Raw genomic sequence first — 26,709 nt, 5'->3', positions numbered from 1 at the left:
GTTGACTGACTCTCCTTCGCGAGCGGGCTCGCTCCCACAGGTTGTTTGGAGGTCAGGCAAGCCAAGGGGATTTGCGGATGACCTCGACAAAGTTCATCGGTTTGAACCCCGGCTCCTGATCCACCAGCACATCCGTCTTCACGTTACCAAACGTGGTCTGCGGGCGATGGCGCAAGCCGTCGGCAAAGGCGCAGATGATGCATTCCTTGAACCCTTCACCCCGTGGATGCGCATGCACCACTGCTTCGCGCTGCGCGGTGGGAAACGCGGCGTAGTCCATCCCCAGTACGTCCATCTCGACACCGGCCGTCACCAGCGCAACGGTTGGCCGCAAATGTTGGGGCACGCCAGGGGTGGTGTGCAGGGCGATCGATAACCAGACCTGCTCAATGTCGTCATCGCTGAACCCGTAGGGCCTGAGGAACGCGGCCGCCGCATTGGCGCCATCGACCTCGAAGCGTTCGCTGTCACTGCGATAGCCTTCCACCAGGCCGAGGTCATGGAACATCGCGCCGACGTACAACAGCTCAGGGTTATAGGCCAGTTGCTTGCGTTCACCGCTCAGCGCACCAAACAGGAATACCCGGCGCGAGTGGTGGTAGAGCAGGTCTGATTCGATGTCGCGGATGTATTCGGTGGTGGCTCTGGCCAATGCGCTGTCAGGGATTTTGATACCGGCGATGGTGGTGCTCATGGGAGTTCCCTCGAGATGAACGCCGTGGCGGCGCTGAGGGTTCAGTCTGTTCGTCCACCCCAAACCGGACAATCGATCCATGGCTGCGATCCCGGCCAATGAGCGAACATATCGCGCCAACCTCGCTTGTCGGGCCTGGATTGGCTAGGGTTGCACACAGCCCCTGTAGGAGCGAGCCTGCTCGCGATGGATGTCAACGATGACGCGGGCTGTCTGGATAAACACAGCGCCCTCACGGCCATCGCGAGCAGGCTCGCTCCTACAGGAGACGGTGTGATCCGATTCATAAAAGGCTATTCACGTCATGAGTAAAACCGTTGCCATCGTGGTGTTCGCAGGTGTGCAGTCGCTGGACGTCACTGGCCCCATGGATGTGTTTTCCGAAGCCAATCGATTCCTCGCCCCCAAGGATCATTATCAGATTGAAGTGATAGGCGTGGAGCGCGGCGCGATGGCGTGTTCCAACGGCCTGTCGCTCAACGCCCATCGACATTTCAGCGAAGCATTGCAGGGCTACGACTTGCTGCTGGTGGCGGGTGGGCCGCAGTTGCCATTCATGAACTTCGGCGCGGTATTCGATGCCTGGCTGCGCGATGCCTGCGCGCGGGCGCAACGCTTTGGCTCGATCTGCAACGGCGCATTCATGCTCGCCCGGGCGGGTTTGCTGGAGGGGCGTACGGTGACCACCCATTGGAGCGATGCGCCAGCGTTGGCGGCGCTTTGCCCGACCACTCGGGTCGAAGCCGATCGCCTGTACGTCCAGGATGCCGAGCTTTACACCTCGGCGGGGGTCACGGCGGGGATCGACTTGTCGTTGTACCTGCTGGGTCGCGACCATGGACCGGAAGTGGCGTTGAGCGTGGCCAAGCGGCTGGTGGTGTTCACCCAGCGCTCGGGCGGCCAGTCACAGTTCAGCCCGTTCCTCGCTCCCCATGCCGAACCGACCTCGGCGGTGGCAATGGTTCAGCACTACGTGTTGGCCAACCTCAACGGCGACCTGACCATCGCCGACCTGGCCAATGCCGCCAACATGAGTGCGCGCAATTTTTCCAGAGTGTTCGCCAGGGAAGCGAAGATCACCCCGGCCGAGTTCGTCGAGTGGGCCAGGGTAGACGCGGCACGGGTGCTGCTGGAAAGCACCCGGTCGCCGCTCAAGACGGTAGCCTATCAATGCGGCTTCCGCGATGCCCAGCACATGCGCAGTGTGTTCAATCGCAGGCTGGGGGTGACGCCGCAACAGTTCAGGCTGAACTTTGCGACGATGGTTTGAGCCAGGATTTGCGTTGTTCTCGCGGGCCTCATCGCGAGCAGGCCAGTCCAGGCAACACAAATTTTACTGAGCGCCCCGCGCCGGCAACAGCTTCAACGTACTGCGCGTATTGGCCGTGACCTCTTCATCATTGAGATACGCCTGGTAGTACAGGCCTTCGATGTACGACTCGGCCTGATCGTCGTAGTGGCTGTCGAATGGCACGCCGCTCTGGCCGACCGGGTTGACGGTCAGGCTGTGGGCCGGGTCGGCGAAGTCGATCAGGCGTCGGGTCGACGGGCCATACGTCACCGGCCAGGGCGCCGGGCCGATCTTGGCTGACAGGTTGTTCGGCACTTCATGGCTGCCGGGCGCGGCGAAGGGGCCGACGTTGAAAATCAGGTCCAGCGGTTTTTGCTGCCCCAGCGGATGGCCGTGGGTCAGCGTATGGGCCTTGCCCCACTGCCATTGCGCGAAGTCCGGACCGAGGGTGGTCTTGAGGTGGGCGATGCTGGCCTGCCACGCAGCCTTGACGGTATCGGCCCGGGTTTCCTTGCCAAGGGTGTTGCGATTGTCCCACCACGGCGAGTCAGGGTTGGCGGCCAGGCGCGGCAGCGCGGCGTCGATCACGCGGGTCGAGAGCAGCGTTTCGAAGAAATCGTTGCCCAATTCATCGTGCATCGTCGCGTCAGCCAGATTGAACAGGAACTGGTTGAACACCGTGGCACTGGTGGATTCCAGCGGGTAGTTGCCCTTCCATTGAGCCAGTTGTTCCACCAGTTTCAGTTCGGCGGGATCGCTCACCACGGTGCGCAATACCGGCAGCAAGGGCGCCAGCAGGCGCGGGCCGTAGGCGGTGGTGGTGCCCAACTGCAGCTTCTGACTGGACTCCAGATCCCACTTGATGCCCTTGTCGCTGAGCTGTTGATTGAGCTGCTGACCACGGTCGGCCAGGTTGTAATAACCGGGAATCTCCATGCCCGTCGGTGACACCGGCTGGAAGTTGGCCGAGACGATGTACCCCCGCGCCGGGTTTTCTTCCTGCGGGTTGGCGCTGAAGGGGTAGAAACCGTCCTTGTCGGCCTCGGGCGTGCTGCCGTCGAGGATAAAGCCGGGGCGCACGCCCGCAGGGCGCTTGGGTAGTTGTGCTGCGGCCCACCAGCCGATGTCGCCCTTGGCGTTGGCCCAGACGATGTTCAGGCCGGGGGCCTGGACCTTGGCGGCAGCACTGCGTGCCTTGGCCAGGGTGTCGGCACGGTTGAGCTGATAGAAGCCCTCGAGGATCGGGTTCTGGCTTTCGAGAAAACCCCACCACATGGCGATTGGCGTCTTGCCCACGCCGCTGCCGAGCACATCGTTGACGATCGGGCCGTGGGGCGACTGGCGCAACACCAGCGTGACCGGAGCCTGACCCTTGACCGCGATTTGCTGTTCGCTGGTCACCATGTCTGCCCATTTGCCGCGGTACCAGACCTGGTTGGGGTTGTCCAGGTTGACCTTTTCGGCAATCAGGTCGAGGTCGTCGTTCTGGAACATGGTGATGCTCCAGCCGAAATCACGGTTCATGCCCAGCGAAGCGAACGGCATCAAGGCCTGATAGTGGCCGTAGAGTTCGAACCCCGGTGCAGAGAGATGCGCTTCGTACCACACCGCGGGCGCGGAAAAGCGGATATGCGGGTCGCCGGCCAGCAGCGGCTTGCCGCTTTGGGTTCGGCTGCCGGCGACGACCCAGGCGTTGCTGCCTTCGAATTGCGGCAGGCCATTGTCGGCCAGCGCCTGTTCACTGAGGCGGGCGAGGGCGTTGAGGTCTTTCCAGTCACTGCTGGCGAGTGCGGGTGTCGCGCCGCCGTGACGTTTCGCCAATACGCCCTTGGGCTGCCAGTCGAGATCGAAGATGTTCAGGTAGTCGGCGCCCAGCTGATCGCGCACGTAGGTCAGCAGGGGCTCGGTGCGAAACGCCGCGGCAAAACTGTAGGCCATGTAACCGGCGATGCTGATGGTGTCCTGGGCCGTGAACGGGCGCTTGGGAATGCCCAATACATTGAACTCCACGGGTTTGGCGTGAGTGTCCTGATACTGGTTGATGCCATCCAGATAGGCCTGCATGGCGATGAAGGCGGGCGATTGTTTATCCAGGTTCGCCAGGTAGGTTTCGGCGCGCTCGCGAATGCGCAGGCTGCGCATCAACTTGTCGGTGTCGAGCAGCTTGGGCCCGAGCACTTCGGCCAGCTCGCCACGGGCCAGGCGACGCAGGATTTCCATTTGGAACAAGCGGTCCTGGGCATGGACGTAGCCGAGGGCGCGGTAAAGATCGGTTTCGTTTTCGGCGCGTATGTGCGGCACGCCTCGCTCGTCGTAGCGCACGGTGACCGAACCTTGCAGGTGTTGCAGTTCCACCATGCCCTGGCGTGACGGCTGCTTGCTGTAGGCGTACCAGCCGCCCGCCGCGATGAGCGCGACGATCAGCAAACCGAAAGCGGTCAGGCTGCGTTTCATGGTGTCTCCTTGTTGTTATGTGTGACAGCGATTCCCTGGCGCCACTGTTTAACACGGCAGGCTGGTTTGGCCCATCGCCCGTAGGAGGGATTCGTCTGGCTACTTCGCCGTGGTAGCGGGCCAGGGGCAGTAACACCCCACCGCCAGTGTGTGCGTGGCACTCACCTCACGACCTTCGTTCAGCGCTTTGAGGATCGGTTCGATAAAGCTGTTGCTCGAATTGCAGGTCAGGCCTTCGCTGTAGGGGCCGAAGTACGCCAGTTTGCCGCTGCGATCCCAGATCGCCACGGCCGGGCTGGCCGGGATCTGCTCGGAGCCGGGCAAGACGTCGAGGCTTTTCAGGCTGCTCAGGGTGCTGGGTAGCTGGCCATGACTGCCGGGCTTTTGCACCGCATAAAATTCCACACCCTGCGGTACGTAGCGCTCGACCAGTTCGGCCAGGTGTTGTTGATTGCCGACGTTGCACGGACAGGCCGGGTCCCAGAAATGCACCAGGCGGATGGCGCCGGGGCCGGCGAGGTCAGCGGGAAGACGCAGCGGATCGCCAGAGAACACCGCCGTATGCTCACTGAATGCGCGCAGGTAACGTCCCTGGAACCAGTCATAAGCAGCCCACAGTACTCCGGCACACACGAGCGCTAGCAGGCTGATAATCAGTGTGGCGCGGTAAGGCGGGCGCATTGGGGGCACTCCTTGAGGGTCGGCTAGCTTGCCATGCTTGCTGCGACAGATGAATATCGCAGGTCCATAAAGTCCGTTTCATGCCCTGGAATCGTTCATGCCTGTCACCTTCGACCCTGATCACCTGCGCGCCAGCCTGCGGCCATTGGCCGAGCGGCAGCCGTTGTCGGTAGAGGCGCAGGCTTATCAGCGGTTTTACGGGCTGGATTTTTCTTCACGCAATGTGCGCAGCGGCCTGGGGCGTTTCCAGGTCGACGGCTATGAAGTCGTCAGCCAGTTCTGGTGGCCCGAGCGGGCGAAAGCGACGCTGTTTGTGTTCCATGGTTTTTATGATCACACCGGGCTTTACCGGCATGTGATCGAGTGGGCGCTGGATCAGGGTTTTGCCGTGATTGCCTGCGACTTGCCGGGGCACGGGCTGTCCAGCGGCGAGCGGGCGAGCATCAGGGATTTCGCCGAGTACCAGGACACCCTGCAAGGGCTGTTCAGCGAGGCGCACTCCCTGGCGCTGCCGCAACCGTGGCATTTGTGCGGGCAAAGCACCGGTGGCGCCATTGTGATCGATCATGTGCTCAATGCGGGGGCGAGCAGCCCGGCCCAGGGGCAGGTGATTCTGTTGGCACCGCTGGTGCGGCCGCGGGCGTGGGGTTGGTCGAAATTCAGCTATTACCTGCTCAAGCCTTTCGTCAAAGCCATTGCCCGCCGCTTCAGCGAGAACTCCAACGACCCGGAATTTTTGCCCTTCCTGCAGGCCGATCCATTGCAGCCACTGCGTCTGCCGACGGCTTGGGTAGGCGCGCTGGCACGCTGGATCAAACGTGTCGAAGCCGCACCGGCAAGCCCCCGGCGACCCCTGATTGTCCAAGGCCAGGCGGACATGACGGTGGACTGGGAGCATAACCTTGAGGTGTTGCGGGGCAAGTTCGATCGGCCGCAGGTGCTGATGCTGCCCGAGGCGCGGCATCATTTGGCGAATGAAGTGCCGGCGTTGCGAGGGGAGTACTTCGGGTTTTTGACCAAGCGGATCAAGGGGCGGAATCAGTGATCATTCGGGCCCCCAAAAATTATTGGGCCAGGTTCGACGTGCTTTGCCCCACCGCGAGCCCCGCCCGAATCGCCGCCAGTGCCGCCTGGTAATAAGCCTTGCCCTCTGCCGACTCGGCAAATGTGGCGAACTCTTCCAGTTCTTCATCCGACAGATCGCGATAGACATACAGCAGTGTGTTGTTCAAGTCGCTGCCGATCTGCTCCATCAAGCGCTGGCGCTGACTGTTCAACATGCCTTGTGCCTGACCGGCGCCGAGCAGGCCGGGGATCATCGCGCTCAGGCTGTCGGCCGCAACACCGGCAATCGCCAGGCTGACTTCCGCGCCGGCCTCGCGAGCGGGCAGGGCCTGGGCCAGGTGACCGATGATCAGCAGGCGGCTATCGCTGGCCTGCATCCTCGGCAAGCCCTTGGCGTTTTTCGCCAGTTGGTCGCGGCGCGTCGCCAGCAATTCGGCGGTGACGATCTTCTTGCCCAGTGGCGATTGGAAGAAGGCCAGCGCCGGTTTCGGATCGGCGAGGTTCTTGCGCAGTTGCGATTCGGCGCGCTGATCCACGGCTTTGGGGTCAAAGCGTTGATTGCTGTTGTTGACCAGTGCCTGGAACACCGCGGGTGGCAGACTGCTTTGGTAGCGTTGTTGGGCGGCTGAAAGAGCGTCGTTGAAATGCGCGCGTTGTTCTGGCCAGCCGGCGACCTTGTACAACTGGTCGTGGCCGTCTGCCCAAGCGGGCAAAACGCAGAACATCAGCAGGGAGAAAAGCAAACGGCGCATAGGGACTCCTGTCAGCAGGCGACTATTCTCCGTGTGGCATACGGACTTGTCGAGAATTCGTATCAACCCGCTGCGTGGCTCTGTCGGATTTTCAGGCGCAGGAATACTATGCGCGCCATGCCAATACCTTCTGATCACCCATTGCTGTTACGAATCGTCGATGACCTGGCCGCCAATGGCTGGTCGCAGCAAAATATTTTCCTGCCTCTGGATCTGACCCGGGCACTGGCGGCCGAGTGCCGTAAACGTGCCGCCGAAGGTGAGCTGGCTCCCGCTGCGGTGGGGCGCGGGCCGTCCTCGGAGATTCGCGAGGGTATTCGCGGCGATCATATCCAGTGGATCGAGCCCGGCCAGGCCGAGCCTTGCGACAGTTACCTGGAGTTGATGGACAGCCTGCGCGAGGCCATGAACCGCGATCTGTTCCTGGGGCTGGAAGATTTCGAAAGCCATTTCGCGATGTACCCGCCGGGGGCGTTCTACCTCAAGCATGTCGACCGGTTTCGCGATGACGACCGGCGCATGGTCTCGGCGGTGGTCTACCTCAATGAGGGTTGGCTGCCCGAGCACGGCGGCCAATTGCGCATGTACCTGGAAGAAGGCGCGGCATACGATGTGACACCGATCGGTGGCTGCCTGGTGGTGTTCCTGTCGGGTGAGGTCCCCCATGAAGTTTTGCCTGCGACCCGCGAACGCATGTCGTTGACCGGCTGGTTCCGGCGTCGCGGCAACGAGCCGTTCTGATGATGCAGAAAATTCTGGTAAGCCGCTGCCTGCTGGGGCATCGCGTACGTTACGACGGCGGGGCCAGCGGTCCGTTCGATCAGCTACAGGTCTGGCTCGATGAAGGTCGTGTCGTGCCGTTGTGCCCGGAAGTCGCCGGTGGATTGCCGACACCACGTGCGGCGGCGGAAATCCCGGGCGGGCAGGGCGGTGAAGTGCTGGATGGTCAGGCGTCGGTGCTGACGACCGAGGGCGAGGACGTCAGCGCGCAGTTTCTGAGTGGGGCCTGCCAGGCACTGGAACTGGTGCGGCAGCATGGCATCCGCATCGCCGTACTCAAGGCCAACAGCCCGTCTTGTGGCAATCTGCTGACCTATGACGGGACGTTCAGTGGGGTGAAGGTCCGTGGCGAAGGCGTGACGGCTGCACTGCTCAAGCGCCACGGCGTGCAAGTCTTCAGCGAGCTGGAGCTGGCTGAAGCGGCGGCGGCCCTGGAAAACCTGAGCTGACCCCGAACCCTGCAGGCGCTGGCTGGTCGGGTCGCCGCATCGCAGCGATGGTCTTTAACGATAACGCGTGTGAGCTGGGTAAACGCTACGCACTTGAGTCCTTCGCGAGCAAGCTCACGCCTACAGGGTCATTGCTTTGGCGTTACACCCGCATCTGGCCCAAACCATTTCTCTTCCAGCGCTTTAAGCCGGCCATCGGCCTTGATTCGCTGCAACGCGTTTTCCAGGCTGGCATGAAAGGCCGGATTACCCTTCTGAAACGGAATCGCCAGGTTCACGGGCGAACTGGCTTTGGGCTTCTCTTCTGTCAGCGATTGCACCAGCAGCATTGAGCGCGGCTCGTCTTTCTGCGCAATCAGCTGTGCATCGGTACGACGATAAGGTTCGCTGAAGTCGAAACGTTCCTTGAGCGCCGGGGTCTCTGTTATGTGATTGATGGCGATGTCGTACTTGCCGCTTTCGACGCCGGTCAACAGATCGCTGCCGTCAGTGACGACGAAATCGGCCCGAACTTCCAGTTCGTTGGCGAGCAGTTGACCCAATTCAACTTCGAAGCCCTCGAGCTTGTCGTCTTTCTTGAAATTGAAAGGGGGAGTATTGGCCTCAAGGGCTATGCGCAGTTCGCCGCGGTCGTTGACGTCATCAATCAGTTCGGCATGAGCCAACGGGCTCAAAAGGGGTAGCAGGCAGATCAGGCCAGGCAGAAAACGCATGGTCACTCCTTTGAAATCATTATCGCGACGCTGTTATCAGGTTCGCTTTGCTATGGTTATCGAGTGCCTTCGACAACGATTGACCATGAAGTTGTGATGGTCACGCGGATTTTACGGAAAAACTGGAGAAGAGAATGAAAACCTTTATGTCACGAGCTGCTTTGGCTGGCCTGCTGATGGGCGTTTCTGTGCTGGCCAGTGCTGCGACTCCGGCGCCTGCGGGTGCTGCAGTGTCCATCGTTTCTCCTAAAGACGGTGCGACGGTTCCACAGACTGTCGTCGTCAAGTTCGCTGTCGAGAACATAGCGCTGGCGCCAGCTGGCGATCCCACCAAGAACACAGGCCACCATCACCTGCTGATCGATGTAGACGAAATGCCGGCGGCGGGTATGCCGATTCCGAACGATGCCCACCACCTGCACTACGGCAAGGCGCAGACCCAGGCTGAAATAACCCTGACACCGGGCAAACACACCCTCCAGCTGGAGCTGGGCGACAGCGGCCACATGCCATTCGATCCGCCGATCGTCTCGAAGAAGATCACCGTAAACGTTAAATAACGTTATTGCGCGCATGAAAAAGGGAGCCCCGAAGGCTCCCTTTTTTGTCGCTCAACTCGCGATCAGAACAACACGCGGCTACGGATGGTGCCGTTGACGTGTTGCAGCTTCTCTTGCGCCAGTTCCGAGTACTCGGCGTCTACGTCGATAACCACGTAGCCGACTTTCTCGTTGGTCTGCAGGAACTGACCGGAAATGTTGATGCCGTTTTCGGCGAAGACCTTGTTGATCTCGCTCATCACACCCGGAATGTTTTCGTGGATGTGCAACAGGCGGTGCTTGCCAGGGTGAGCCGGCAGGGCCACTTCCGGGAAGTTCACGGACGATACCGAGGTACCGTTGTCGCTGTACTTGACCAGCTTCTCGGCCACTTCCAGACCAATGTTGGCCTGCGCCTCGGCGGTGGAACCACCGATGTGCGGGGTCAGGATCACGTTGTCCAGGCCACGCAGCGGGCTTTCGAACTCTTCATCGTTGGAGCGTGGCTCCACCGGGAATACGTCGATGGCAGCGCCGATCAGGTGTTTGTCCTTGATGGCGGCGGCCAGGTGGTCCAGCTCGACCACGGTGCCGCGTGCGGCGTTGATCAGGATGCCGCCCTTCTTGATGGCGCGGATTTCCTTCTCGCCGATCATCCACTGGGTCGCAGCGGTTTCCGGTACGTGCAGGGTCACGATGTCGGACATGCCCAGCAGCTCGTGCAGGTTGCCGACCTGGGTGGCGTTACCCAGTGGCAGCTTGGTCACGGTGTCGTAGAAGTACACCTGCATGCCCAGGCCTTCAGCCAGGACCGACAATTGGGTACCGATCGAGCCGTAGCCGACGATGCCCAGCTTCTTGCCACGGATTTCGAAGGAGTTGGCCGCGCTCTTGATCCAGCCGCCACGGTGGCAGGAAGCGTTCTTCTCGGGGATGCCGCGCAACAACAGGATCGCTTCGGCCAGCACCAGCTCGGCAACGGAGCGGGTGTTGGAGTACGGGGCGTTGAACACGGCGATACCGCGCTCGCGGGCCGCGTCCAGATCAACCTGGTTGGTGCCGATGCAGAAACATCCAACCGCGACGAGCTTCTTCGCATGATCGAAGATCTCTTCGGTCAGTTGAGTGCGCGAGCGAATGCCGATGAAGTGAGCATCAGCGATCTTTTCCTTGAGTTGGGCTTCCGGCAGAGAACCTGTGAGGTACTCGATGCTGGTGTAGCCCGCCGCCTTGAGGACGTCGACAGCCGATTGGTGGACGCCTTCGAGAAGAAGGAACTTGATCTTGCTCTTATCGAGAGAAGTCTTGCTCATCTGCGTAAACCTGTATCCCGGAGAAAAATGGCAGGAGATAGCCAGCAGACGCTGACCCGGACGGCAGGAAAGCCGTCGCCGCAGAACAGCCGTTGGGCACTATGCTGCGGGGTCGGTATGCTAGCATATGCGCCCCGCTAAACACTCATTCCTGCGACGTGAAGCGTTCTCAGGATGACCATGAATTGTTCGAGAGTTCTGTCGATGACCAATCCTGCCCTGATTGATGAGCTGAAGACCCTGGTTGAGCCCGGCAAGGTGCTGACCGATGACGACTCCCTGAATGCTTACGGTAAGGATTGGACCAAGCATTTCGCCCCGGCACCCACGGCCATCGTGTTCCCGAAGACCACCGAACAGGTCCAGGCCATTGTCCTGTGGGCCAATAAACACAAGGTGGCGCTGGTGCCGTCCGGCGGACGTACCGGTCTTTCTGCGGCGGCGGTCGCGGCCAACGGCGAAGTCGTCGTGTCGTTCGACTACATGAACCAGATCCTCGACGTAAACCTCACCGACCGCACCGCCGTGTGTCAGCCGGGCGTGGTGACCGAGCATTTGCAGAACGTGGCCGAAGAAAACGGCCTGTACTACCCGGTGGACTTCGCTTCGGCGGGTTCGAGCCAGATTGGCGGCAACATCGGCACCAATGCCGGCGGGATCAAAGTGATTCGCTACGGCATGACCCGTAACTGGGTCGCCGGCATGAAAGTGGTCACCGGCAAGGGCGACGTGCTGGAACTGAACCGTGACCTGATCAAGAACGCGACCGGCTACGACATGCGTCAGCTGTTCATTGGTGCTGAAGGCACCCTCGGTTTCGTGGTCGAGGCGACCATGCGCCTGGATCGCGCACCGAAAAACCTCACTGCCATGGTCCTCGGCACCGCCGATTTCGATTCGATCATGCCGGTGCTGCACGCGTTCCAGAGCAAACTCGACCTGACTGCCTTCGAATTCTTCTCCGATAAAGCCCTAGCCAAAGTCATGGCCCGTGGCGACGTTCCGGCGCCGTTCGAATCCGATTGCCCGTTCTACGCACTGCTCGAATTTGAAGCGACCACCGAAGAAGTGGCCAACCACGCGCTGGAAACCTTCGAGCACTGCGTCGAGCAGGGCTGGGTGCTGGACGGCGTGATGAGCCAGAGCGAAACCCAGCTGCAGAATTTGTGGAAACTGCGCGAATACATCTCCGAAACCATTTCCCACTGGACGCCATACAAGAACGACATTTCGGTCACCGTGTCGAAAGTTCCGGCGTTCCTGAAGGAAATTGACGCGATCGTCGGCGAACACTACCCGGACTTCGAAATCGTCTGGTTCGGTCACATTGGCGACGGCAACCTGCACCTGAACATCCTCAAGCCGGATAACCTGAGCAAGGACGAGTTCTTCGCCAAGTGTGCGACCGTTAACAAATGGGTATTCGAAACCGTCGAGAAGTACAACGGTTCGATTTCCGCCGAGCACGGCGTGGGCATGACCAAGCGTGATTACTTGACCTACAGCCGCTCCCCGGTTGAGATCGAGTACATGAAAGCCGTCAAGGCGGTGTTCGACCCGAACGGCATCATGAACCCGGGCAAGATTTTCGCTGTCTGAATCAACGAATCAGGAGTCGGTCAATGAGCTATCAGCACCAGTATGTCGACGGTACGCGTATTCATTTCCCGCTGGGGAAAGTGGTGTGCATCGGCCGTAACTACGCCGAACACGCCAAGGAACTGGATAATCCGATCCCGACCGAGCCATTGCTGTTCATCAAGCCGGGCAGTTGCGTGGTGTCACCGGAAGGTGGTTTCAGCATTCCGACCGACCGCGGTGCAGTGCATTACGAGGCGGAAATTGCGGTGTTGATCGGCAAGTCACTGTCGACCAAGCCAAGCCGTGAAGAAGTGCTCGACGCGATCTCCGGTTTCGCTCCGGCCCTGGACCTGACCCTGCGTGACAAGCAGGCCGAGCTGAAATCCAAGGGCCTGCCCTGGGAAATCGCCAAGTCCTTCGACGGTGCAGCGGTGATTGCTCCGTTCGTATCCGGCAGCACTTTCGCCGACCTGACTGATATCGGCATTCGCCTGACCATCAACGGCGAAGTTCGCCAGGATGGCAACAGCAGCGCGATGCTCAACCCGATCGTGCCGATGATCCAGCACATGGCCGGCTGCTTCTCGCTGCAGGCCGGTGATGTGATCCTCACTGGCACGCCAGTGGGCGTGGGTCCGTTGAATGTCGGTGATGAGATCGTTCTGGAACTGCCGGGCGCCAGCAGCTTCACCAGCAGCGTTCGCTGATCACACGCAAGACCTCGGTAGGCGCTGGCTTGCCAGCGAAGGCGGTCTTCCGGTCAACCTGTTCATTGACTGTGAGGGCCTCTTCGCCGGCAAGCCAGCCCCGCAGAGGTGTCACTTCGCCCGCCTGGTTTTCGGCGCCTGAGCCAAGCCCAAGCGTGCTTTTACCCACCGATTGATTTTCTGGATGCATTCCCCGATGGCCACCCGACCGCTGACCACGCTGAAAACCGCCCGCCGATCGCGCTTCGCCATGCGTTGGTACTCCTGGCTTTTGCTGGTCATCGTCGCCGCCTACGGCCTTGCATTTGCCATGCATTGGGACAATCGCGGCGTGCTGTGGGTGCGAGAGCAGTTCAAGAGCCCGGCTGAGCGCCAGGCGAGTGTCTGGCTGCCGGACTATCGTGCGGTGATCGACGCCAAGCCCCTGCCGGGCATGGAAAAGGACGAAGCGTCGGACCTGGCCTACGATCCGCAGACCAAAACCCTGTTTTCGGTCATGGGGAAAAACCCGTTTCTGGTCGAGTTGACGTTGCAGGGCGATGTGTTGCGCAAAATGCCGCTGGTGGGCTGGAGCAACCCGGAAGGCGTCACGGTGCTGGGCAACGGCTTGCTGGCCATTGTCGATGAGCGCTCTCACTTGATTACCATCGTCAAGGTCGATGCCGATACCCGCGAGCTGAACATCGCCAATTTCCCGAAATACGACCTCGGCCCGTCTAAAGACCAGAACAAAGCGTTCGAAGGGGTCACCTGGGATTCGAGCAATCAGCAGTTGATGCTGGGTGAAGAGCGCCCACCAGCGTTGTTTGCCTGGAAAGGCGACGGTAAGGTCCTGACCGGTGACAAGGTCAAGCTTGCCAGTCATGCGCTGGACATGCGCAACCTTTCGGCTCTGGCCATTGATCCGCGGACCGGGCACATGCTGGTGCTGTCCGCCGATTCCCATCTGCTGCTGGAGCTGGATAAAAAGGGCGAGCAGGTCAGCTTTATTGCCCTGCTGGGTGGTCTCAATGGCCTGAGAAATACCATTCCCCGCGCTGAAGGCGTGGCCATGGATGAGGCCGGTACGCTGTACATGGTGAGTGAGCCGAACCTGTTCTACCGCTTCGAAAAGCACAAGTAATCGCGGCGACGCCGGCAGCTCTTGCGTTGTCCTTCAGGGCTGATGGCCATTAAGCTGCAATTCAGGCAGGCGTGATATTTCATCCGCCTGTTTTGATTCCGAGCCTGTCCGAATGCGTCGATTTGCCCGCCCCAAGCCTCTGATACTGATCCTGTCGGCGATTGCGCTGATCGTTCTGGTCGCAATCGGCCAATACCTGCGCCTGTTCGAGCGCGCGTGGTTCAACCTGAATACGCTTTGGCAGCCGATGGATACCCAGTCCATTGGCCTGGACCAGTATCAAGTGGTCCTGGAAGGGCAAGTCATCAAGGGTCTGGACGCCGATGTTTCGGCGTTGACCTTCGATCCGGTGCGCAAAAGCCTGTTCACCGTCACCAACAAAAATGCCGAGTTGATCGAGCTGTCCCTGGACGGCAGGATTTTGCGTCGTGTGGCATTGATCGGTTTTGGTGATGCGGAAGCGGTGGAGTTCATCAGTGCCGACACCTACGTGATCGCCGACGAAAGCCAGCAGCGCCTGATCAAGATTCACCTGGAGCAGGGCACTACCTTCCTCGATGCGGTGGACGCCGAACAGATGACGCTCGGCGTGCACGCGAGCGGCAACAAGGGCTTCGAGGGGCTGGCCTACGATTCGGTGGGCAAGCGTCTGTTTGTCGCCAAGGAGCGCGACCCGATGCTGATCTACGAAGTGCACGGGTTTCCGCACTTCAATCCGGAAAAATCCTACGCGGTGCACGTCATCAACAATCCCAAGCGTGACGCCGGTTTGTTCGTGCGGGATCTGTCGAGCCTGCAATATGACGAACGCAGCGGGCACTTGATGGCGCTGTCCGACGAGTCTCGGCTGGTTCTGGAGCTGGATGTGGACGGACGACCGCTGAGCACGATGTCGTTGAGCAAGGGGCGCCAGGGGTTGCAAAAGAACGTGCCGCAAGCGGAAGGGATCGCCATGGGTGACGACGGTACGGTGTACCTGGTGAGTGAGCCGAACTTGTTCTATGTCTTCAAGAAGCCGCCGCAGCCTTAACCAGCACCGTAAAGCCAATGTGGGAGCGAGCCTGCTCGCGATTTCGGTCCATCATTCAACATCTGAGTCGACTGATCAGGCCTGATCGCGAGCAGGCTCGCTGCCACAGGTTTTGTGTCTGGCTTACTCGGCGCGCAGGGTCTTCACGCCTTCACTGGTCCCGAGCAACAGCAGGTCCGCCGGACGCGCCGCGAACAGACCGTTGGTGACTACGCCGACGATCGCGTTGATTTGCTTCTCCAGCTCCACCGGGTTGGTGATCTGCATGTTGTAGACGTCGAGGATGATGTTGCCGTTGTCGGTCAGCACGCCTTCACGGTAGACCGGGTCGCCGCCGAGTTTCACCAGTTCGCGGGCCACGTGGCTGCGGGCCATCGGGATCACTTCCACCGGCAGCGGGAAGGTGCCCAGTACCGGCACCAGCTTGCTGGCGTCGGCGATGCAGATGAAGGTCTTGGCCACGGCCGCGACGATTTTTTCGCGGGTCAGGGCTGCGCCGCCGCCCTTGATCAGGTGAAGGTGCTCGTCGCTTTCATCGGCGCCGTCGACGTAGAACTCCAGATCGCTCACGGTATTAAGCTCGTACACGGGAATGCCGTGGCCCTTGAGACGGGCGGCCGTGGCTTCGGAGCTGGCGACCGCGCCGTCGAATGCACCCTTGTGTTGGGCCAGGGCGTCGATGAAGCAGTTGGCGGTGGAACCGGTGCCGACCCCGACGATGCTCTTGTCATCGAGTTTCGGGAGGATGAAGTCGACGGCGGCCTGAGCCACTGCCTGTTTGAGTTGATCCTGGGTCATGCGGGCTCCGAGGTGCCGAAGAGGGGAACGAAAGGCCTGCATTATAGGCGTCGGGGCGGGGAAGGTCATTGCCCGATTAGTGCAGGAGCGAGCTTGCTCGCGATGGTCGCGAACGATAATGCGTAAAACCAGATACCCCGCAGTGCCTTTGGTTTTTTCGCGAGCAAGCTCGCTCCTGCAGGTAATGATCTCTTTCGGGTGACTTAAAACCACCGGTTTAGTGTGGTCGCCTGCCCAAAAGCCGGGTTAGACTCCTTGGTCCTGCCCAACCCGCTCAGTGATGCTTTCCGATGCTTGAACAGTACGTCAAAAAGATCCTCACCTCGCGCGTTTATGACGTTGCCGTAGAAACCCCATTGCAGACTGCCCGTCAGCTCTCCGAGCGGCTGGGCAACAGTATTTTGCTCAAGCGCGAAGACTTGCAGCCGGTGTTCTCGTTCAAGATTCGCGGCGCTTACAACAAGCTGACCCAATTGAGCGACGAAGAGCGCGCGCGTGGCGTGGTCACCGCCTCGGCGGGCAACCATGCGCAAGGCCTGGCCCTGGCGGCCAAGGTGTTGGGCGTGAAGGCGACCATCGTGATGCCCAAGACCACTCCCGAGATCAAGGTCGAAGGCGTGCGCTCCCGTGGCGGCAAAGTGGTGCTGCACGGCGATTCGTTCCCGGAAGCCCTGGCCTACTCGCTGAAACTGGTCGACGAAAAAGGCTACGTCTACATCCACCCTTATGACGATCCGCACACCATTGCCGGGCAGGGCACGGTGGCCATGGAGATCCTGCGCCAGCATCCCGGGCGCCTGGACGCGATTTTCGTCCCGGTGGGCGGCGGCGGGCTGATCGCCGGTATCGCGGCGTACGTCAAATACCTGCGCCCTGAAATCAAGATCATCGGCGTCGAACCGGACGACTCCAACTGCCTGCAAGTCGCCATCGCGGCGGGTGAACGGGTTGTGCTGCCGACCGTGGGCATCTTTGCCGACGGTGTCGCGGTGGCCCAGATCGGCCAGCACACCTTTGATATCTGCAAAGATCATGTCGATGAAGTGATCACCGTCAGCACCGACGAAATCTGCGCCGCGATCAAGGATATCTACGACGATACCCGCTCGATCACCGAACCTGCCGGGGCCTTGGGCGTGGCGGGGATCAAGAAGTACGTCGAGCAGCGCGGCGTCACCGGGCACACCTTCGTGGCCATCGATTCCGGGGCCAACGTCAACTTCGACCGATTGCGCCACGTGGCCGAGCGCGCCGAACTGGGTGAGGGTCGCGAAGCCATCATCGCCGTGACCATTCCCGAGAAACCGGGCAGCTTCAAGGCGTTCTGCGAAGCCATCGGCAAGCGCCAGATCACCGAATTCAACTACCGCTACAACACCGGCAGCGAGGCGCACATCTTCGTTGGCGTGCAGACACACCCGGAAACCGACCCGCGCAGTGCGCTGATCGCCAGCCTCAGCGAGCAGGGCTTCCCGGTGATCGACCTGACGGACAACGAACTGGCCAAGTTGCACATCCGTCACATGGTAGGCGGCCGCGCGGCCCATGTGGTCGATGAAGTGATCCTGCGCTTCGAGTTCCCGGAGCGTCCGGGTGCGTTGTTTAACTTCCTTAACAAGCTCGGCGGGCGCTGGAACATATCGATGTTCCACTACCGCAACCATGGTGCGGCGGATGGCCGTGTGGTTGCCGGCCTGCAGGTGCCTCACGATGAGCGTCACCTGGTGCCCGCAGCGCTTGAGGAAATCGGCTACCCGTACTGGGACGAAAGCGACAACCCGGCCTATCAGCTGTTTCTCGGCTGAACGGCTACGCTGATGGGCAAGCCATAAGGAACTCGAGCCATGGAAACGTTAACTGCCCTGAAAGCGGCGCACATGGTGGCAACGGTCGTGCTGCTGCTGTGTGCATTGGGTCTGGGGATCTGGGTCTGGCGGACCCGGCGAAACGGTGATGCCACGGCGGGAAGTCGCACCTTGCAGAAGCCGCGGGTGTTTGTCTGGCTGTTGATGGGGCTGGCGCTGCTGAGCATGCCGTTTACCGGCTGGGGGATGGTCCACTTGGTGGGCTGGCCATTGGGTCAGACCTGGCTGCTGGCGTCGAGCGTGTTGTACACCGTGGCGGCGCTGGCTTGGTTCTGGTTGCTGGTGCGCTTGAATCGATTGCGCAAGGCACCGGGTGGTGTCGGCAAGTTCAGCGTTGCCTTGGCGCTGTTCAGTTTTGTGTGTTTTATCGCGATTGCCGGTTTGATGGGCGCCAAACCAGTGTAGGAGCGAGCCTGCTCGCGATGGTCGCTAACGAAAACGCGGGGTACCTGACTCTCCGCGGCGACCTTGAGTTTTTCGCGAGCAGGCTCGCTCCTACAGTAGGGTCATCAGTCAGCCGCGCAGACTGATGACCGGCCAGCCACGCTTTTTGGCTTCAGCATGAAGGTTGGGGTCCGGGTCGACGGCCACCGGGTTCGCCACCTGCTCCAGCAACGCCAGGTCATTCATCGAGTCGCTATAGAAGTAGCTGTCTTCCAGCGAATGCCCGGTCTCCTCCAGCCAACGATTCAACCGTGTCACCTTGCCTTCACGGAAGCACGGCACGTCGGTGCTGCGCCCGGTGTAGCGGCCGTCGACCATCTCGCATTCGGTAGCAATCAGGTGTTCGACACCCAGGCGCACGGCAATCGGTCCGGTGACGAAGCGATTGGTGGCGGTGATGATCACCAGCTTGTCGCCGGCTTCCCGGTGTTTGGCCAGCAGATCAATCGCCTTGGGCAGTACGATCGGCTCGATGCAATCGCGCATGTAGTCGCTGTGCCATTGATCCAGGGTGGCCATTTCGGTGCGGCCGAGGACCTCGAGGCAGAAATTCAGGTAGGCGGCGTTATCCAGCTTGCCGGCCAGGTAGTCCTGATAGAACTCATCGTTGCGTGCCTTGTAGGCCACGGCGTCGAGGAAGCCGCGTTCACAAAGGTAATCGCCCCAGGCGTGGTCGCTGTCGCCGCCCAGAAGGGTGTTGTCCAAGTCGAATAAAGCCAGCCGCATTGCAGTTACTCGCTGAAAAGTCTGTAGAAAGGTGTCCAGAATACGGACTTTTCACAAGAGTGCACATAAGGTAGGCCCGCGCGTTGCTGCCTTCACAACCTTTGTGGAACAATGCGGCGACATGCGTTTGCGAGGTTGTTGCCGTGATCGACCCCGATGGTTTCCGTCCTAATGTCGGGATCATTCTCACGAATGATGCCGGACAGGTGCTATGGGCTCGCCGTATCAATCAAGATGCCTGGCAGTTTCCCCAAGGTGGAATCAACCCCCAGGAGACGCCGGAAGACGCCTTGTACCGCGAGTTGAACGAAGAAGTGGGCCTGGAGCGCGAAGATGTTGAAATTCTCGCCTGCACCCGGGGCTGGTTGCGCTATCGTTTGCCGCAACGTCTGGTCAGGACTCACAGCCAACCGCTGTGCATCGGCCAGAAGCAGAAATGGTTTCTCCTGCGCCTGATCTCCAACGAGCAGCGGGTGCGGATGGATTTGACCGGTAAACCGGAGTTCGATGGCTGGCGCTGGGTCAGCTATTGGTATCCGTTGGGCCAGGTGGTGACATTCAAGCGCGAGGTGTATCGACGCGCTCTCAAAGAGCTTGCCCCGCGCCTTTTAGCGCGCGACTGACGACGGAGTTCGACCCCGAGCCATGCTCAATACGCTGCGCAAGATCGTCCAGGAAGTTAACTCCGCCAAGGATCTCAAGGCGGCGTTGGGGATTATTGTGTTGCGCGTCAAAGAGGCCATGGGCAGCCAGGTCTGCTCGGTCTACCTGCTTGACCCCGAGACCAACCGTTTCGTGCTGATGGCCACCGAGGGCTTGAACAAGCGCTCGATCGGCAAGGTCAGCATGGCGCCCAATGAAGGTCTGGTCGGTCTGGTCGGCACGCGTGAAGAACCCCTGAACCTCGAAAATGCCGCGGATCACCCGCGCTACCGCTACTTCGCCGAAACCGGCGAAGAACGCTACGCCTCGTTCCTCGGGGCGCCGATCATCCACCACCGTCGCGTTGTCGGCGTGTTGGTCATTCAGCAAAAAGAACGTCGCCAGTTCGATGAAGGTGAAGAAGCCTTCCTCGTGACCATGAGCGCGCAGCTCGCCGGCGTTATCGCCCACGCCGAGGCCACCGGTTCGATCCGTGGCCTGGGCCGTCAGGGCAAGGGCATCCAGGAAGCCAAGTTCGTCGGCGTACCGGGTTCACCGGGCGCGGCGGTCGGTACGGCGGTGGTCATGCTGCCCCCGGCCGATCTGGATGTGGTGCCCGACAAGACCATCATCGACATCGACGCCGAGCTGGGGCTGTTCAAGACCGCCATTGAGGGTGTGCGCGCCGATATGCGCGCATTGTCCGCCAAGCTCGCCACGCAGCTGCGTCCCGAAGAGCGCGCCCTGTTCGACGTCTACCTGATGATGCTCGACGACGCGGCGCTCGGCAGTGAAGTGACCACCGTGATCAAGACCGGTCAGTGGGCCCAGGGCGCGTTGCGTCAGGTGGTGACCGATCACGTCAACCGTTTCGAATTGATGGACGACGCCTACCTGCGTGAGCGCGCTTCGGACGTCAAGGACCTGGGCCGGCGCTTGCTCGCCTACCTGCAGGAAGAGCGTCAGCAAACCCTGGTCTACCCCGACAACACCATTCTGGTCAGCGAAGAGCTGACGCCGGCCATGCTCGGCGAGGTGCCGGAAGGCAAGCTGGCGGGTCTGGTCTCGGTACTCGGTTCGGGTAACTCCCACGTGGCGATCCTGGCGCGCGCCATGGGTATCCCGACGGTGATGGGCCTGGTCGACCTGCCGTATTCCAAGGTCGACGGCATCCAGATGATCGTCGACGGCTACCACGGCGAGGTCTACACCAACCCGAGCGACGTATTGCGCAAGCAGTTCGCCGACGTGGTCGAGGAAGAGAAACAACTGGCGCTGGGCCTCGATGCCCTGCGCGATTTGCCGTGCGTGACCGTCGATGGCCACCGCATGCCGCTGTGGGTCAACACCGGCCTGCTGGCCGATGTGGCGCGAGCGCAGAAGCGCGGTGCCGAAGGCGTTGGCCTGTACCGCACCGAAGTGCCGTTCATGATCAACCAGCGCTTCCCCAGCGAAAAGGAACAACTGGCGATCTATCGCGAGCAACTCGCTGCATTCCATCCGCAACCTGTGACCATGCGCAGCCTGGATATCGGCGGCGACAAGGCGCTGTCGTACTTCCCGATCAAGGAAGACAACCCGTTCCTCGGCTGGCGCGGCATTCGCGTGACCCTCGACCACCCGGAAATCTTCCTGGTGCAGACCCGCGCCATGCTCAAGGCCAGCGAAGGCCTGAACAATCTGCGAATCCTGCTGCCGATGATCTCCGGCACCCATGAGCTCGAAGAAGCCCTGCACCTGATTCATCGGGCCTGGGGCGAAGTGCGCGACGAAGGCACCGACGTGCCGATGCCGCCCATTGGCGTGATGATCGAGATTCCGGCGGCGGTGTACCAGACCAAGGAACTGGCGCGGCAGGTGGACTTCCTGTCAGTCGGTTCCAACGACCTGACCCAGTACCTGCTGGCCGTGGACCGTAACAACCCACGGGTGGCCGATCTCTACGATTACCTGCATCCGGCCGTGCTGCAAGCGCTGCAAAACGTGGTGCGCGATGCCCATGCCGAAGGCAAGCCGGTGAGCATCTGCGGTGAGATGGCTGGCGACCCGGCGGCGGCGGTTCTGTTGATGGCCATGGGTTTCGACAGCCTGTCGATGAACGCCACCAACTTGCCGAAAGTGAAGTGGATGCTGCGCCAGATCAACCTGAGCAAGGCCAAGGAGTTGTTGGCGGAGCTGATGACCATCGACAACCCGCAAGTGATCCACAGCTCGCTGCAACTGGCGCTGAAAAACCTCGGGTTGGCGCGGATGATCAATCCGGCTTCGGTCAAAACCCTCTAAAAAGCTGACGGCCCCATCGCGAGCAGGCTCGCTCCCACACTGGATCTGCGAACGACGCAAATTCCTTGTGGGAGCGAGCCTGCTCACGATGGGGTCTGTCCATGCAATACAAAACTAAACCCTGATCTCTATTTCCCCCAAATGCCCGCCATAGGGCCCGAAACTCCTTTCGACCAAATGCCGCGAGCCGTCCGCGTGCACAACCAACGCCGTACTCGCCCGGGTGCCGTAACTCTGGCTGGCAATGAACACGCTCGACAGCAATGTTTCGGTGGCCAGTCCCACGCCGGTATCCGGCAGCTCGGCGAATGGCGCGGTCTGCGGATCGCTCAGCAAGGTCAGTAGCGTCTCAGGTCGTGGATCATCCATTGCCGCGCTCAATGCAGCCTTGGCCTTGAGCAGCTTCGGCCACGGCGTATCCAGCCCGGCATTCGACACCCCGTAGACGCCCGGTTGCAGCATGACGGCTTCCGATTCCCGGGCATTGAAGTGCCACAGCTCATGCAGGTTGCCCACCAGCAGGTTAAAGCCGCCGTATTCCGGCGAACGTGCGACAACGTCGCCTAAATAGTCGTCAATCGGCAGTTCGCCGGTGAGAAAGCGCGCCACCAGTTCACCGCGGGATCGGCGGCCGGGCGGTCGATGCGGATCGCGGATATTGGTCAGCGCGGCAAAGCGACCATTGGCGCCAATGCCGAGCCAGGTTCCACCCGCCTCCAGGTCGCGGCCGGCATGAACCTGCGGTGCTTCAGGCCATTGCGCCAGCGGCAGGCTGGGGCGGGCGTAGAACTCGTCGCGGTTGGCCGCCACGATCAATGGCTGGGCATGACCCGGGCGCCAGGCGAAAACAATCAGGCACATAAGGTTGTCCTTGTGTGTTTTTTGCTCACTCTACGCAGTCATTGCGCGGGTATCCATCGCCATCCAGTGGAGCCGAGGGCCATGCATCCGTTACCATGCCGCTCCGGTTTTGGGGTTGGGTGGTGTAGCACCATGGAATTTCTGCTCTATCTGGCGCTCGGCGCCTGTGCCGGCGTGCTGGCCGGGCTGTTTGGCGTGGGCGGCGGGATCATTATCGTCCCGGTGCTGGTGTTCAGCTTCAAGGCGCAAGGGTTTGATCCGTCGATCCTCACGCACCTGGCCGTCGGCACGTCCCTGGCGACCATCATTTTTACTTCGGTCAATGCCATTCGCGAGCATCACAGGCGCGGTGCCGTGCGCTGGCCGATTTTCGTCTGGCTGACCGTTGGCATTCTGATCGGCGCCGGTTTCGGGGCAGTGACGGCCGAGGCGATTTCCGGGCCAAACCTGCAAAAGATCATTGGTGTGTTCGCCCTGGTCATTGCCGCGCAATTGGCGCTGAACCTCAAACCCAAGGCCAGTCGAACGGTGCCGGGTAAATTCGGTCTGACCGTGGCCGGCAGCGTCATTGGCTGGGCGTCGGCGATTTTCGGGATTGGCGGCGGTTCGCTGACCGTGCCGTTCCTGACCTGGCGCAGTGTGCCGATGCAGCAAGCAGTGGCCACGTCATCGGCCTGCGGCTTGCCGATTGCGTTGTCCAGTGCATTATTTTTCATGATTCTGGGCTGGCACGATCCCTTGCTGCCGGCCCATAGTCTCGGTTTTGTTTACTTGCCGGCGCTGCTGGGCATTGCCCTGACCAGCATGTTCTTCGCCCGCATCGGCGCACGTTTGGCCCACAAGCTGTCGCCGAAGTTGCTGAAAAGACTGTTTGCCGCTTTGCTGTTCTGCGTCGGCCTGAACTTCTTGCTCTGACACAGGGCGCAATCCTGGCTTAATCCTGAGGTGGCAGCGTCGCCCGGGAATTTTTGAGATTTGAACTCTAACGAGGAGTCGCAATGCTGCCTTACCCGCAGATCGACCCGGTGGCCGTGGCCATCGGTCCGCTGAAAATCCACTGGTACGGTCTGATGTACCTGATCGGCATCGGCGGCGCCTGGCTGCTGGCGTCGCGCCGGTTGAACCGCTTCGACCCGACCTGGACCAAGGAAAAACTCTCCGACATGGTGTTCTGGATGTCGATGGGGGTGATCGTCGGCGGCCGCCTCGGCTACGTGTTGTTCTACGATCTGAGTGCGTACCTGGCCAACCCGACGCTGATTTTCGAAGTGTGGAAGGGCGGCATGTCATTCCACGGCGGCTTCATCGGAGTGATGCTGGCGGCCTTGTGGTTCGGTAAAAAGAACAACAAGTCGTTCTTCCAGCTGATGGACTTCGTCGCACCCATGGTACCGATCGGCCTTGGCGCCGGACGCATCGGCAACTTCATCAATGCCGAGCTGTGGGGCAAGCCGACCGACGTGCCGTGGGCAATGATCTTCCCGCCGTTCAGCGATCCAGCGCAGTTGCCGCGTCACCCGTCGCAGCTGTATCAGTTCGCCCTCGAAGGCGTGGCGCTGTTCCTGATCCTGTGGCTGTTCTCGCGCAAGCCGCGGCCGACCATGGCGGTCTCCGGGATGTTCGCGCTGTTCTACGGCATCTTCCGTTTCATCGTCGAATTCGTCCGCGTGCCGGACGCACAACTGGGCTATCTGGCCTGGAACTGGCTGACCATGGGTCAGTTGCTGTGCGTGCCGATGATCGTTGGCGGGCTGTTCCTGATCTGGCTGGCGTATCACCGCGCCCCGGCGACTCCAGCGGCAGCGGCATAAATTCGAACCCCGCAGCGACGGCTGCGGGTTCAAGGACACAGGTAACTCATGAAGCAATATCTCGAACTGGTCGCCCACGTCATCAAGAACGGCACCAAACAGGCCAACCGTACGGGCGTGAACACCATCAGCTTCCCTGGCGCGATGCTGCGTTATGACCTGAAGGAAGGTTTCCCGGCGATCACCACGCGCAAGATGGCCTTCAAATCCGCCATCGGCGAGATGTGTGGCTTTCTGCGTGGCGTGAACAACGCGGCAGAATTCCGCGCCCTGGGCTGCAAGGTCTGGGACCAGAACGCCAACGAAAACGCCCAGTGGCTGGCCAACCCGTTCCGTCAGGGCGAAGACGACCTCGGCGAGATCTACGGCGTGCAATGGCGCAAGTGGCCGGCGTACAAGCAGATCCCGGTCAGCAACCAGGCCGCCATCGAGCAGACCCTGAAGCAAGGCTACCGCCAGATCGCCGAAGGCGAAGAAGGCGGTCATGCCTACGTGGTGCTGTACAAGGCCATCGACCAGGTTCGCCAATGCGTCGACACCATCATCAAGGACCCGGGCAGCCGCCGTATCCTGTTCCACGGCTGGAACGTCGCCCAGCTCGATGAAATGGCCCTGCCGCCGTGCCACCTGCTGTACCAGTTCCACCCGAATGTCGAGACCAAGGAGATTTCCCTGACCCTCTACATCCGCTCCAACGACCTGGGCCTTTTATACCCCCCTACAGAAACTGCACATTATCTAATGGCTGCGTAGATCAAATTCTTTTCCGAGCGCTTTTAAAGTGACTAGTCATAACTGCACATTCTGTATAGGGTACGTGCATGGCGCGAGGAGTAATGAGTATGAAGGTGGTAGCTGCAAGAGCCGAGGTGCTTGATCTAGGGGAGTCGCTGCTTAACGAGATTGAGCTAACGACCGAGGGTGTGGTTCAAGTGACGGGGGCTGGTGTTTTCGACGATGACGAACGTCTGATGCCCCGGATATCCGATTTCCTCTCGGAGCGGGCCGCAACGGATCTGCTGTCGATCAAGTCTGTGAAGACGTATGGCCATAATCTCGGCTATATCCTTGAATACCTGAAGTCTCGTCCAGACTTCAGATCCACCGAAAGGGATGAGGCCTTCGTGGAGGCTGGCACCCATGTTTTCCGCGAGTACTTTAAGCTTCTACTCGAAGACCAAGACCTTGAAGGCAACACAGCCCGTAACCGTGATGCCACCCTCATGTCCTTCATGGGCAATTACCTATGCAAGTCGGTGGATGGCCGAGCTCCGTTTAGGGCCAGCAATCCCTATGACCATGGGCTGCTAACGCCTGCACCTAAAGCTAAGCTCATCAAAGGCTGTGATACTGAGGAGTTGATGGCCCTCATCGAAGCCTCCCCGTACGAACGCGAGCGGTGCCTGCTGCAGTTCATCTTTGATGCAGGCCTACGCCGCTCTGAGGTCGAGTTCGTGACGCTCCAGAACGTCCTCGACGCCCTGAAATTCAGCAGAGCCCAGTTTATCTCGCAGGACGACCTGCCTCCTTTGCACGTCGATTACTGCCCGATATACATCAACGGCAGTAAAGGGCGAGGCAATGAAAAGAAAGCTCGTTACAGCATCGTCAGCCGCGCAACGCTGCAGCGAATTAAGCGATACCACGATTCCATACTGTATCGCACCTACTCCCGCAAATATGGCAAGGCTACGGACACTCCAGCCTTTTTCAACACTGAGGGCGAGGCCTTCAGTCCGAGAGCGGTTAGCAGTCTCCTTGAGCGATTGAGCGAGCGCGCGATCCTGACTAGCAAACTATCTCGGCCGGTATCTCCGCACAAGCTCAGGCATGGAAATGCTTACGCAATCCTTTCAAGCCCGGATCTTGGCGCTGACTATATGGAGCGCCTAACGATTGCCCAGAAAAGTCTAGGCCACGCCCATTTTTCGACGACCGAAAAGTACAACCAGATTGCCATGGATCTTCATCGAAAGATGATGGATGACAACGCGATCACCGTCACACGGGCCCAGGAAATGGAAGCCTTGATCCAGAAGACCTGGCTCAGGATAAGACCGGCCGATCGAAAGTGAATGTTCTAACGCGCACCTGAATCGTTGCCGCT

Annotated in this window: 25 protein-coding genes and 1 pseudogene; 17 read left to right on the top strand and 9 right to left on the bottom strand. The window is 60.5% G+C overall.

Going from position 1 to position 26,709, the window contains the following annotated elements:
- Nucleotides 1–52: 52 nt before the first annotated feature.
- Nucleotides 53–694, bottom strand: coding sequence for an HD domain-containing protein (locus F7R06_RS03885; protein ID WP_090326317.1), 642 nt, complete (start codon nt 692–694; stop codon nt 53–55).
- Between the two features lie 304 nt (nt 695–998).
- On the opposite strand from F7R06_RS03885, the gene F7R06_RS03880 reads away from it, so the two are divergent.
- Nucleotides 999–1,964 carry a GlxA family transcriptional regulator gene (locus F7R06_RS03880; RefSeq protein WP_090326315.1) on the top strand — a complete coding sequence of 322 codons (966 nt, stop codon included), beginning with the start codon at nt 999–1,001 and terminating at the stop codon, nt 1,962–1,964.
- 63 nt (nt 1,965–2,027) lie between these two features.
- On the opposite strand, the gene F7R06_RS03875 is transcribed toward F7R06_RS03880, so the two are convergent.
- Nucleotides 2,028–4,439 carry a penicillin acylase family protein gene (locus F7R06_RS03875; protein WP_090326312.1) on the bottom strand — a complete coding sequence of 804 codons (2,412 nt, stop codon included), beginning with the start codon at nt 4,437–4,439 and terminating at the stop codon, nt 2,028–2,030.
- A 99-nt stretch (nt 4,440–4,538) separates the two neighbouring features.
- Nucleotides 4,539–5,120 carry a DUF6436 domain-containing protein gene (locus F7R06_RS03870; protein WP_090326310.1) on the bottom strand — a complete coding sequence of 194 codons (582 nt, stop codon included), beginning with the start codon at nt 5,118–5,120 and terminating at the stop codon, nt 4,539–4,541.
- A 97-nt stretch (nt 5,121–5,217) separates the two neighbouring features.
- Here F7R06_RS03870 and bipL point away from each other — a divergent pair, with 97 nt between their 5' ends.
- Nucleotides 5,218–6,165 carry a phospholipase BipL gene (bipL, locus tag F7R06_RS03865; protein WP_090326307.1) on the top strand — a complete coding sequence of 316 codons (948 nt, stop codon included), beginning with the start codon at nt 5,218–5,220 and terminating at the stop codon, nt 6,163–6,165.
- 19 nt (nt 6,166–6,184) lie between these two features.
- On the opposite strand, the gene F7R06_RS03860 is transcribed toward bipL, so the two are convergent.
- The gene (locus F7R06_RS03860; RefSeq protein WP_090326304.1) at nt 6,185–6,937 is read right to left on the bottom strand and encodes a DUF2059 domain-containing protein; all 753 of its coding nucleotides are present in this window, start codon (nt 6,935–6,937) and stop codon (nt 6,185–6,187) included.
- 108 nt (nt 6,938–7,045) lie between these two features.
- Between F7R06_RS03860 and F7R06_RS03855 the strand changes: the two genes are divergently transcribed.
- A complete protein-coding gene (locus F7R06_RS03855) occupies nt 7,046–7,678 on the top strand; it encodes a 2OG-Fe(II) oxygenase (RefSeq protein ID WP_090326302.1) in 633 nt (210 codons plus the stop codon).
- A gap of 2 nt (nt 7,679–7,680) precedes the next feature.
- Nucleotides 7,681–8,166, top strand: coding sequence for a 2-thiouracil desulfurase family protein (locus F7R06_RS03850; RefSeq protein ID WP_090327599.1), 486 nt, complete (start codon nt 7,681–7,683; stop codon nt 8,164–8,166).
- 128 nt (nt 8,167–8,294) lie between these two features.
- On the opposite strand, the gene F7R06_RS03845 is transcribed toward F7R06_RS03850, so the two are convergent.
- Nucleotides 8,295–8,879, bottom strand: a complete 585-nt coding sequence (locus F7R06_RS03845; protein WP_090326300.1) for a transporter substrate-binding domain-containing protein — start codon at nt 8,877–8,879, stop codon at nt 8,295–8,297.
- Between the two features lie 134 nt (nt 8,880–9,013).
- Between F7R06_RS03845 and F7R06_RS03840 the strand changes: the two genes are divergently transcribed.
- Nucleotides 9,014–9,439: a DUF4399 domain-containing protein gene (locus tag F7R06_RS03840; protein WP_090326297.1), complete on the top strand. Its 426-nt coding sequence runs from the start codon at nt 9,014–9,016 to the stop codon at nt 9,437–9,439.
- Between the two features lie 62 nt (nt 9,440–9,501).
- Here F7R06_RS03840 and serA read toward each other — a convergent pair whose 3' ends face one another.
- On the bottom strand, nt 9,502–10,731 hold the full coding sequence (gene serA / locus F7R06_RS03835; RefSeq protein WP_077048552.1) for a phosphoglycerate dehydrogenase: 1,230 nt from the start codon (nt 10,729–10,731) through the stop codon (nt 9,502–9,504).
- 204 nt (nt 10,732–10,935) lie between these two features.
- On the opposite strand from serA, the gene F7R06_RS03830 reads away from it, so the two are divergent.
- From F7R06_RS03830 to F7R06_RS03815, 4 genes are all read left to right on the top strand, one after another.
- On the top strand, nt 10,936–12,330 hold the full coding sequence (locus F7R06_RS03830) for an FAD-binding oxidoreductase (RefSeq protein ID WP_090326295.1): 1,395 nt from the start codon (nt 10,936–10,938) through the stop codon (nt 12,328–12,330).
- Nucleotides 12,331–12,353: 23 nt separating this feature from the next.
- Entirely contained in the window at nt 12,354–13,019 is a 666-nt protein-coding gene (locus F7R06_RS03825; protein ID WP_090326292.1) for a fumarylacetoacetate hydrolase family protein, read from the top strand.
- Between the two features lie 196 nt (nt 13,020–13,215).
- Nucleotides 13,216–14,142: an SdiA-regulated domain-containing protein gene (locus tag F7R06_RS03820; protein WP_090327596.1), complete on the top strand. Its 927-nt coding sequence runs from the start codon at nt 13,216–13,218 to the stop codon at nt 14,140–14,142.
- A gap of 112 nt (nt 14,143–14,254) precedes the next feature.
- Nucleotides 14,255–15,172 (top strand): SdiA-regulated domain-containing protein, encoded by a 918-nt coding sequence (locus F7R06_RS03815; RefSeq protein WP_090326287.1) that lies wholly within the window; start codon nt 14,255–14,257, stop codon nt 15,170–15,172.
- Nucleotides 15,173–15,295: 123 nt separating this feature from the next.
- Here F7R06_RS03815 and rpiA read toward each other — a convergent pair whose 3' ends face one another.
- Complete coding sequence (gene rpiA / locus F7R06_RS03805; RefSeq protein WP_090326285.1) at nt 15,296–15,970, bottom strand: ribose-5-phosphate isomerase RpiA; 675 nt, start codon at nt 15,968–15,970, stop codon at nt 15,296–15,298.
- Nucleotides 15,971–16,260: 290 nt separating this feature from the next.
- On the opposite strand from rpiA, the gene ilvA reads away from it, so the two are divergent.
- Nucleotides 16,261–17,775: a threonine ammonia-lyase, biosynthetic gene (gene ilvA / locus F7R06_RS03800; protein WP_090326283.1), complete on the top strand. Its 1,515-nt coding sequence runs from the start codon at nt 16,261–16,263 to the stop codon at nt 17,773–17,775.
- 39 nt (nt 17,776–17,814) lie between these two features.
- Nucleotides 17,815–18,240: a DUF2269 domain-containing protein gene (locus F7R06_RS03795; RefSeq protein WP_090326280.1), complete on the top strand. Its 426-nt coding sequence runs from the start codon at nt 17,815–17,817 to the stop codon at nt 18,238–18,240.
- A 108-nt stretch (nt 18,241–18,348) separates the two neighbouring features.
- Here F7R06_RS03795 and F7R06_RS03790 read toward each other — a convergent pair whose 3' ends face one another.
- The gene (locus F7R06_RS03790) at nt 18,349–19,005 is read right to left on the bottom strand and encodes a histidinol-phosphatase (RefSeq protein WP_090326278.1); all 657 of its coding nucleotides are present in this window, start codon (nt 19,003–19,005) and stop codon (nt 18,349–18,351) included.
- Nucleotides 19,006–19,148: 143 nt separating this feature from the next.
- On the opposite strand from F7R06_RS03790, the gene F7R06_RS03785 reads away from it, so the two are divergent.
- Entirely contained in the window at nt 19,149–19,628 is a 480-nt protein-coding gene (locus tag F7R06_RS03785; protein ID WP_007897732.1) for an RNA pyrophosphohydrolase, read from the top strand.
- A 22-nt stretch (nt 19,629–19,650) separates the two neighbouring features.
- Complete coding sequence (ptsP, locus tag F7R06_RS03780; RefSeq protein ID WP_090326277.1) at nt 19,651–21,930, top strand: phosphoenolpyruvate--protein phosphotransferase; 2,280 nt, start codon at nt 19,651–19,653, stop codon at nt 21,928–21,930.
- A 114-nt stretch (nt 21,931–22,044) separates the two neighbouring features.
- On the opposite strand, the gene F7R06_RS03775 is transcribed toward ptsP, so the two are convergent.
- Nucleotides 22,045–22,791, bottom strand: coding sequence for an NRDE family protein (locus F7R06_RS03775; RefSeq protein ID WP_090326275.1), 747 nt, complete (start codon nt 22,789–22,791; stop codon nt 22,045–22,047).
- 132 nt (nt 22,792–22,923) lie between these two features.
- On the opposite strand from F7R06_RS03775, the gene F7R06_RS03770 reads away from it, so the two are divergent.
- From F7R06_RS03770 to F7R06_RS03755, 4 genes and pseudogenes are all read left to right on the top strand, one after another.
- Complete coding sequence (locus tag F7R06_RS03770; protein WP_090326273.1) at nt 22,924–23,706, top strand: sulfite exporter TauE/SafE family protein; 783 nt, start codon at nt 22,924–22,926, stop codon at nt 23,704–23,706.
- Between the two features lie 83 nt (nt 23,707–23,789).
- A complete protein-coding gene (gene lgt, locus F7R06_RS03765) occupies nt 23,790–24,602 on the top strand; it encodes a prolipoprotein diacylglyceryl transferase (protein ID WP_090326270.1) in 813 nt (270 codons plus the stop codon).
- A gap of 48 nt (nt 24,603–24,650) precedes the next feature.
- Nucleotides 24,651–25,319 (top strand): annotated as a pseudogene (locus tag F7R06_RS03760) (thymidylate synthase); the annotation flags it as partial.
- A 125-nt stretch (nt 25,320–25,444) separates the two neighbouring features.
- Entirely contained in the window at nt 25,445–26,677 is a 1,233-nt protein-coding gene (locus F7R06_RS03755) for a tyrosine-type recombinase/integrase (RefSeq protein ID WP_245706726.1), read from the top strand.
- Nucleotides 26,678–26,709: the final 32 nt, after the last annotated feature.

Origin of the sequence: Pseudomonas moorei (genome assembly GCF_008801475.1) — a bacterium.
Lineage (GTDB): Bacteria > Pseudomonadota > Gammaproteobacteria > Pseudomonadales > Pseudomonadaceae > Aquipseudomonas > Aquipseudomonas moorei.
The sequence above is the reverse complement of the archived record's forward strand: the minus strand, read 5'-3'. Positions and strand labels throughout refer to the sequence as shown.

Coding starts and splice junctions, on each gene's coding strand:
- F7R06_RS03825 (WP_090326292.1), top strand. CDS start 12,354: ATGAGCTATCAGCACCAGTATGTCGACGGTACGCGTATTCATTTCCCG.
- F7R06_RS03755 (WP_245706726.1), top strand. CDS start 25,445: ATGAAGGTGGTAGCTGCAAGAGCCGAGGTGCTTGATCTAGGGGAGTCG.
- serA (WP_077048552.1), bottom strand. CDS start 10,731: ATGAGCAAGACTTCTCTCGATAAGAGCAAGATCAAGTTCCTTCTTCTC.
- F7R06_RS03850 (WP_090327599.1), top strand. CDS start 7,681: ATGCAGAAAATTCTGGTAAGCCGCTGCCTGCTGGGGCATCGCGTACGT.
- ilvA (WP_090326283.1), top strand. CDS start 16,261: ATGCTTGAACAGTACGTCAAAAAGATCCTCACCTCGCGCGTTTATGAC.
- F7R06_RS03790 (WP_090326278.1), bottom strand. CDS start 19,005: ATGCGGCTGGCTTTATTCGACTTGGACAACACCCTTCTGGGCGGCGAC.
- ptsP (WP_090326277.1), top strand. CDS start 19,651: ATGCTCAATACGCTGCGCAAGATCGTCCAGGAAGTTAACTCCGCCAAG.
- F7R06_RS03860 (WP_090326304.1), bottom strand. CDS start 6,937: ATGCGCCGTTTGCTTTTCTCCCTGCTGATGTTCTGCGTTTTGCCCGCT.
- F7R06_RS03880 (WP_090326315.1), top strand. CDS start 999: ATGAGTAAAACCGTTGCCATCGTGGTGTTCGCAGGTGTGCAGTCGCTG.
- F7R06_RS03875 (WP_090326312.1), bottom strand. CDS start 4,439: ATGAAACGCAGCCTGACCGCTTTCGGTTTGCTGATCGTCGCGCTCATC.
- F7R06_RS03795 (WP_090326280.1), top strand. CDS start 17,815: ATGGAAACGTTAACTGCCCTGAAAGCGGCGCACATGGTGGCAACGGTC.
- F7R06_RS03840 (WP_090326297.1), top strand. CDS start 9,014: ATGAAAACCTTTATGTCACGAGCTGCTTTGGCTGGCCTGCTGATGGGC.
- F7R06_RS03815 (WP_090326287.1), top strand. CDS start 14,255: ATGCGTCGATTTGCCCGCCCCAAGCCTCTGATACTGATCCTGTCGGCG.
- F7R06_RS03855 (WP_090326302.1), top strand. CDS start 7,046: ATGCGCGCCATGCCAATACCTTCTGATCACCCATTGCTGTTACGAATC.
- F7R06_RS03820 (WP_090327596.1), top strand. CDS start 13,216: ATGGCCACCCGACCGCTGACCACGCTGAAAACCGCCCGCCGATCGCGC.
- F7R06_RS03845 (WP_090326300.1), bottom strand. CDS start 8,879: ATGCGTTTTCTGCCTGGCCTGATCTGCCTGCTACCCCTTTTGAGCCCG.
- F7R06_RS03830 (WP_090326295.1), top strand. CDS start 10,936: ATGACCAATCCTGCCCTGATTGATGAGCTGAAGACCCTGGTTGAGCCC.
- F7R06_RS03870 (WP_090326310.1), bottom strand. CDS start 5,120: ATGCGCCCGCCTTACCGCGCCACACTGATTATCAGCCTGCTAGCGCTC.
- rpiA (WP_090326285.1), bottom strand. CDS start 15,970: ATGACCCAGGATCAACTCAAACAGGCAGTGGCTCAGGCCGCCGTCGAC.
- bipL (WP_090326307.1), top strand. CDS start 5,218: ATGCCTGTCACCTTCGACCCTGATCACCTGCGCGCCAGCCTGCGGCCA.
- F7R06_RS03770 (WP_090326273.1), top strand. CDS start 22,924: ATGGAATTTCTGCTCTATCTGGCGCTCGGCGCCTGTGCCGGCGTGCTG.
- lgt (WP_090326270.1), top strand. CDS start 23,790: ATGCTGCCTTACCCGCAGATCGACCCGGTGGCCGTGGCCATCGGTCCG.
- F7R06_RS03775 (WP_090326275.1), bottom strand. CDS start 22,791: ATGTGCCTGATTGTTTTCGCCTGGCGCCCGGGTCATGCCCAGCCATTG.
- F7R06_RS03885 (WP_090326317.1), bottom strand. CDS start 694: ATGAGCACCACCATCGCCGGTATCAAAATCCCTGACAGCGCATTGGCC.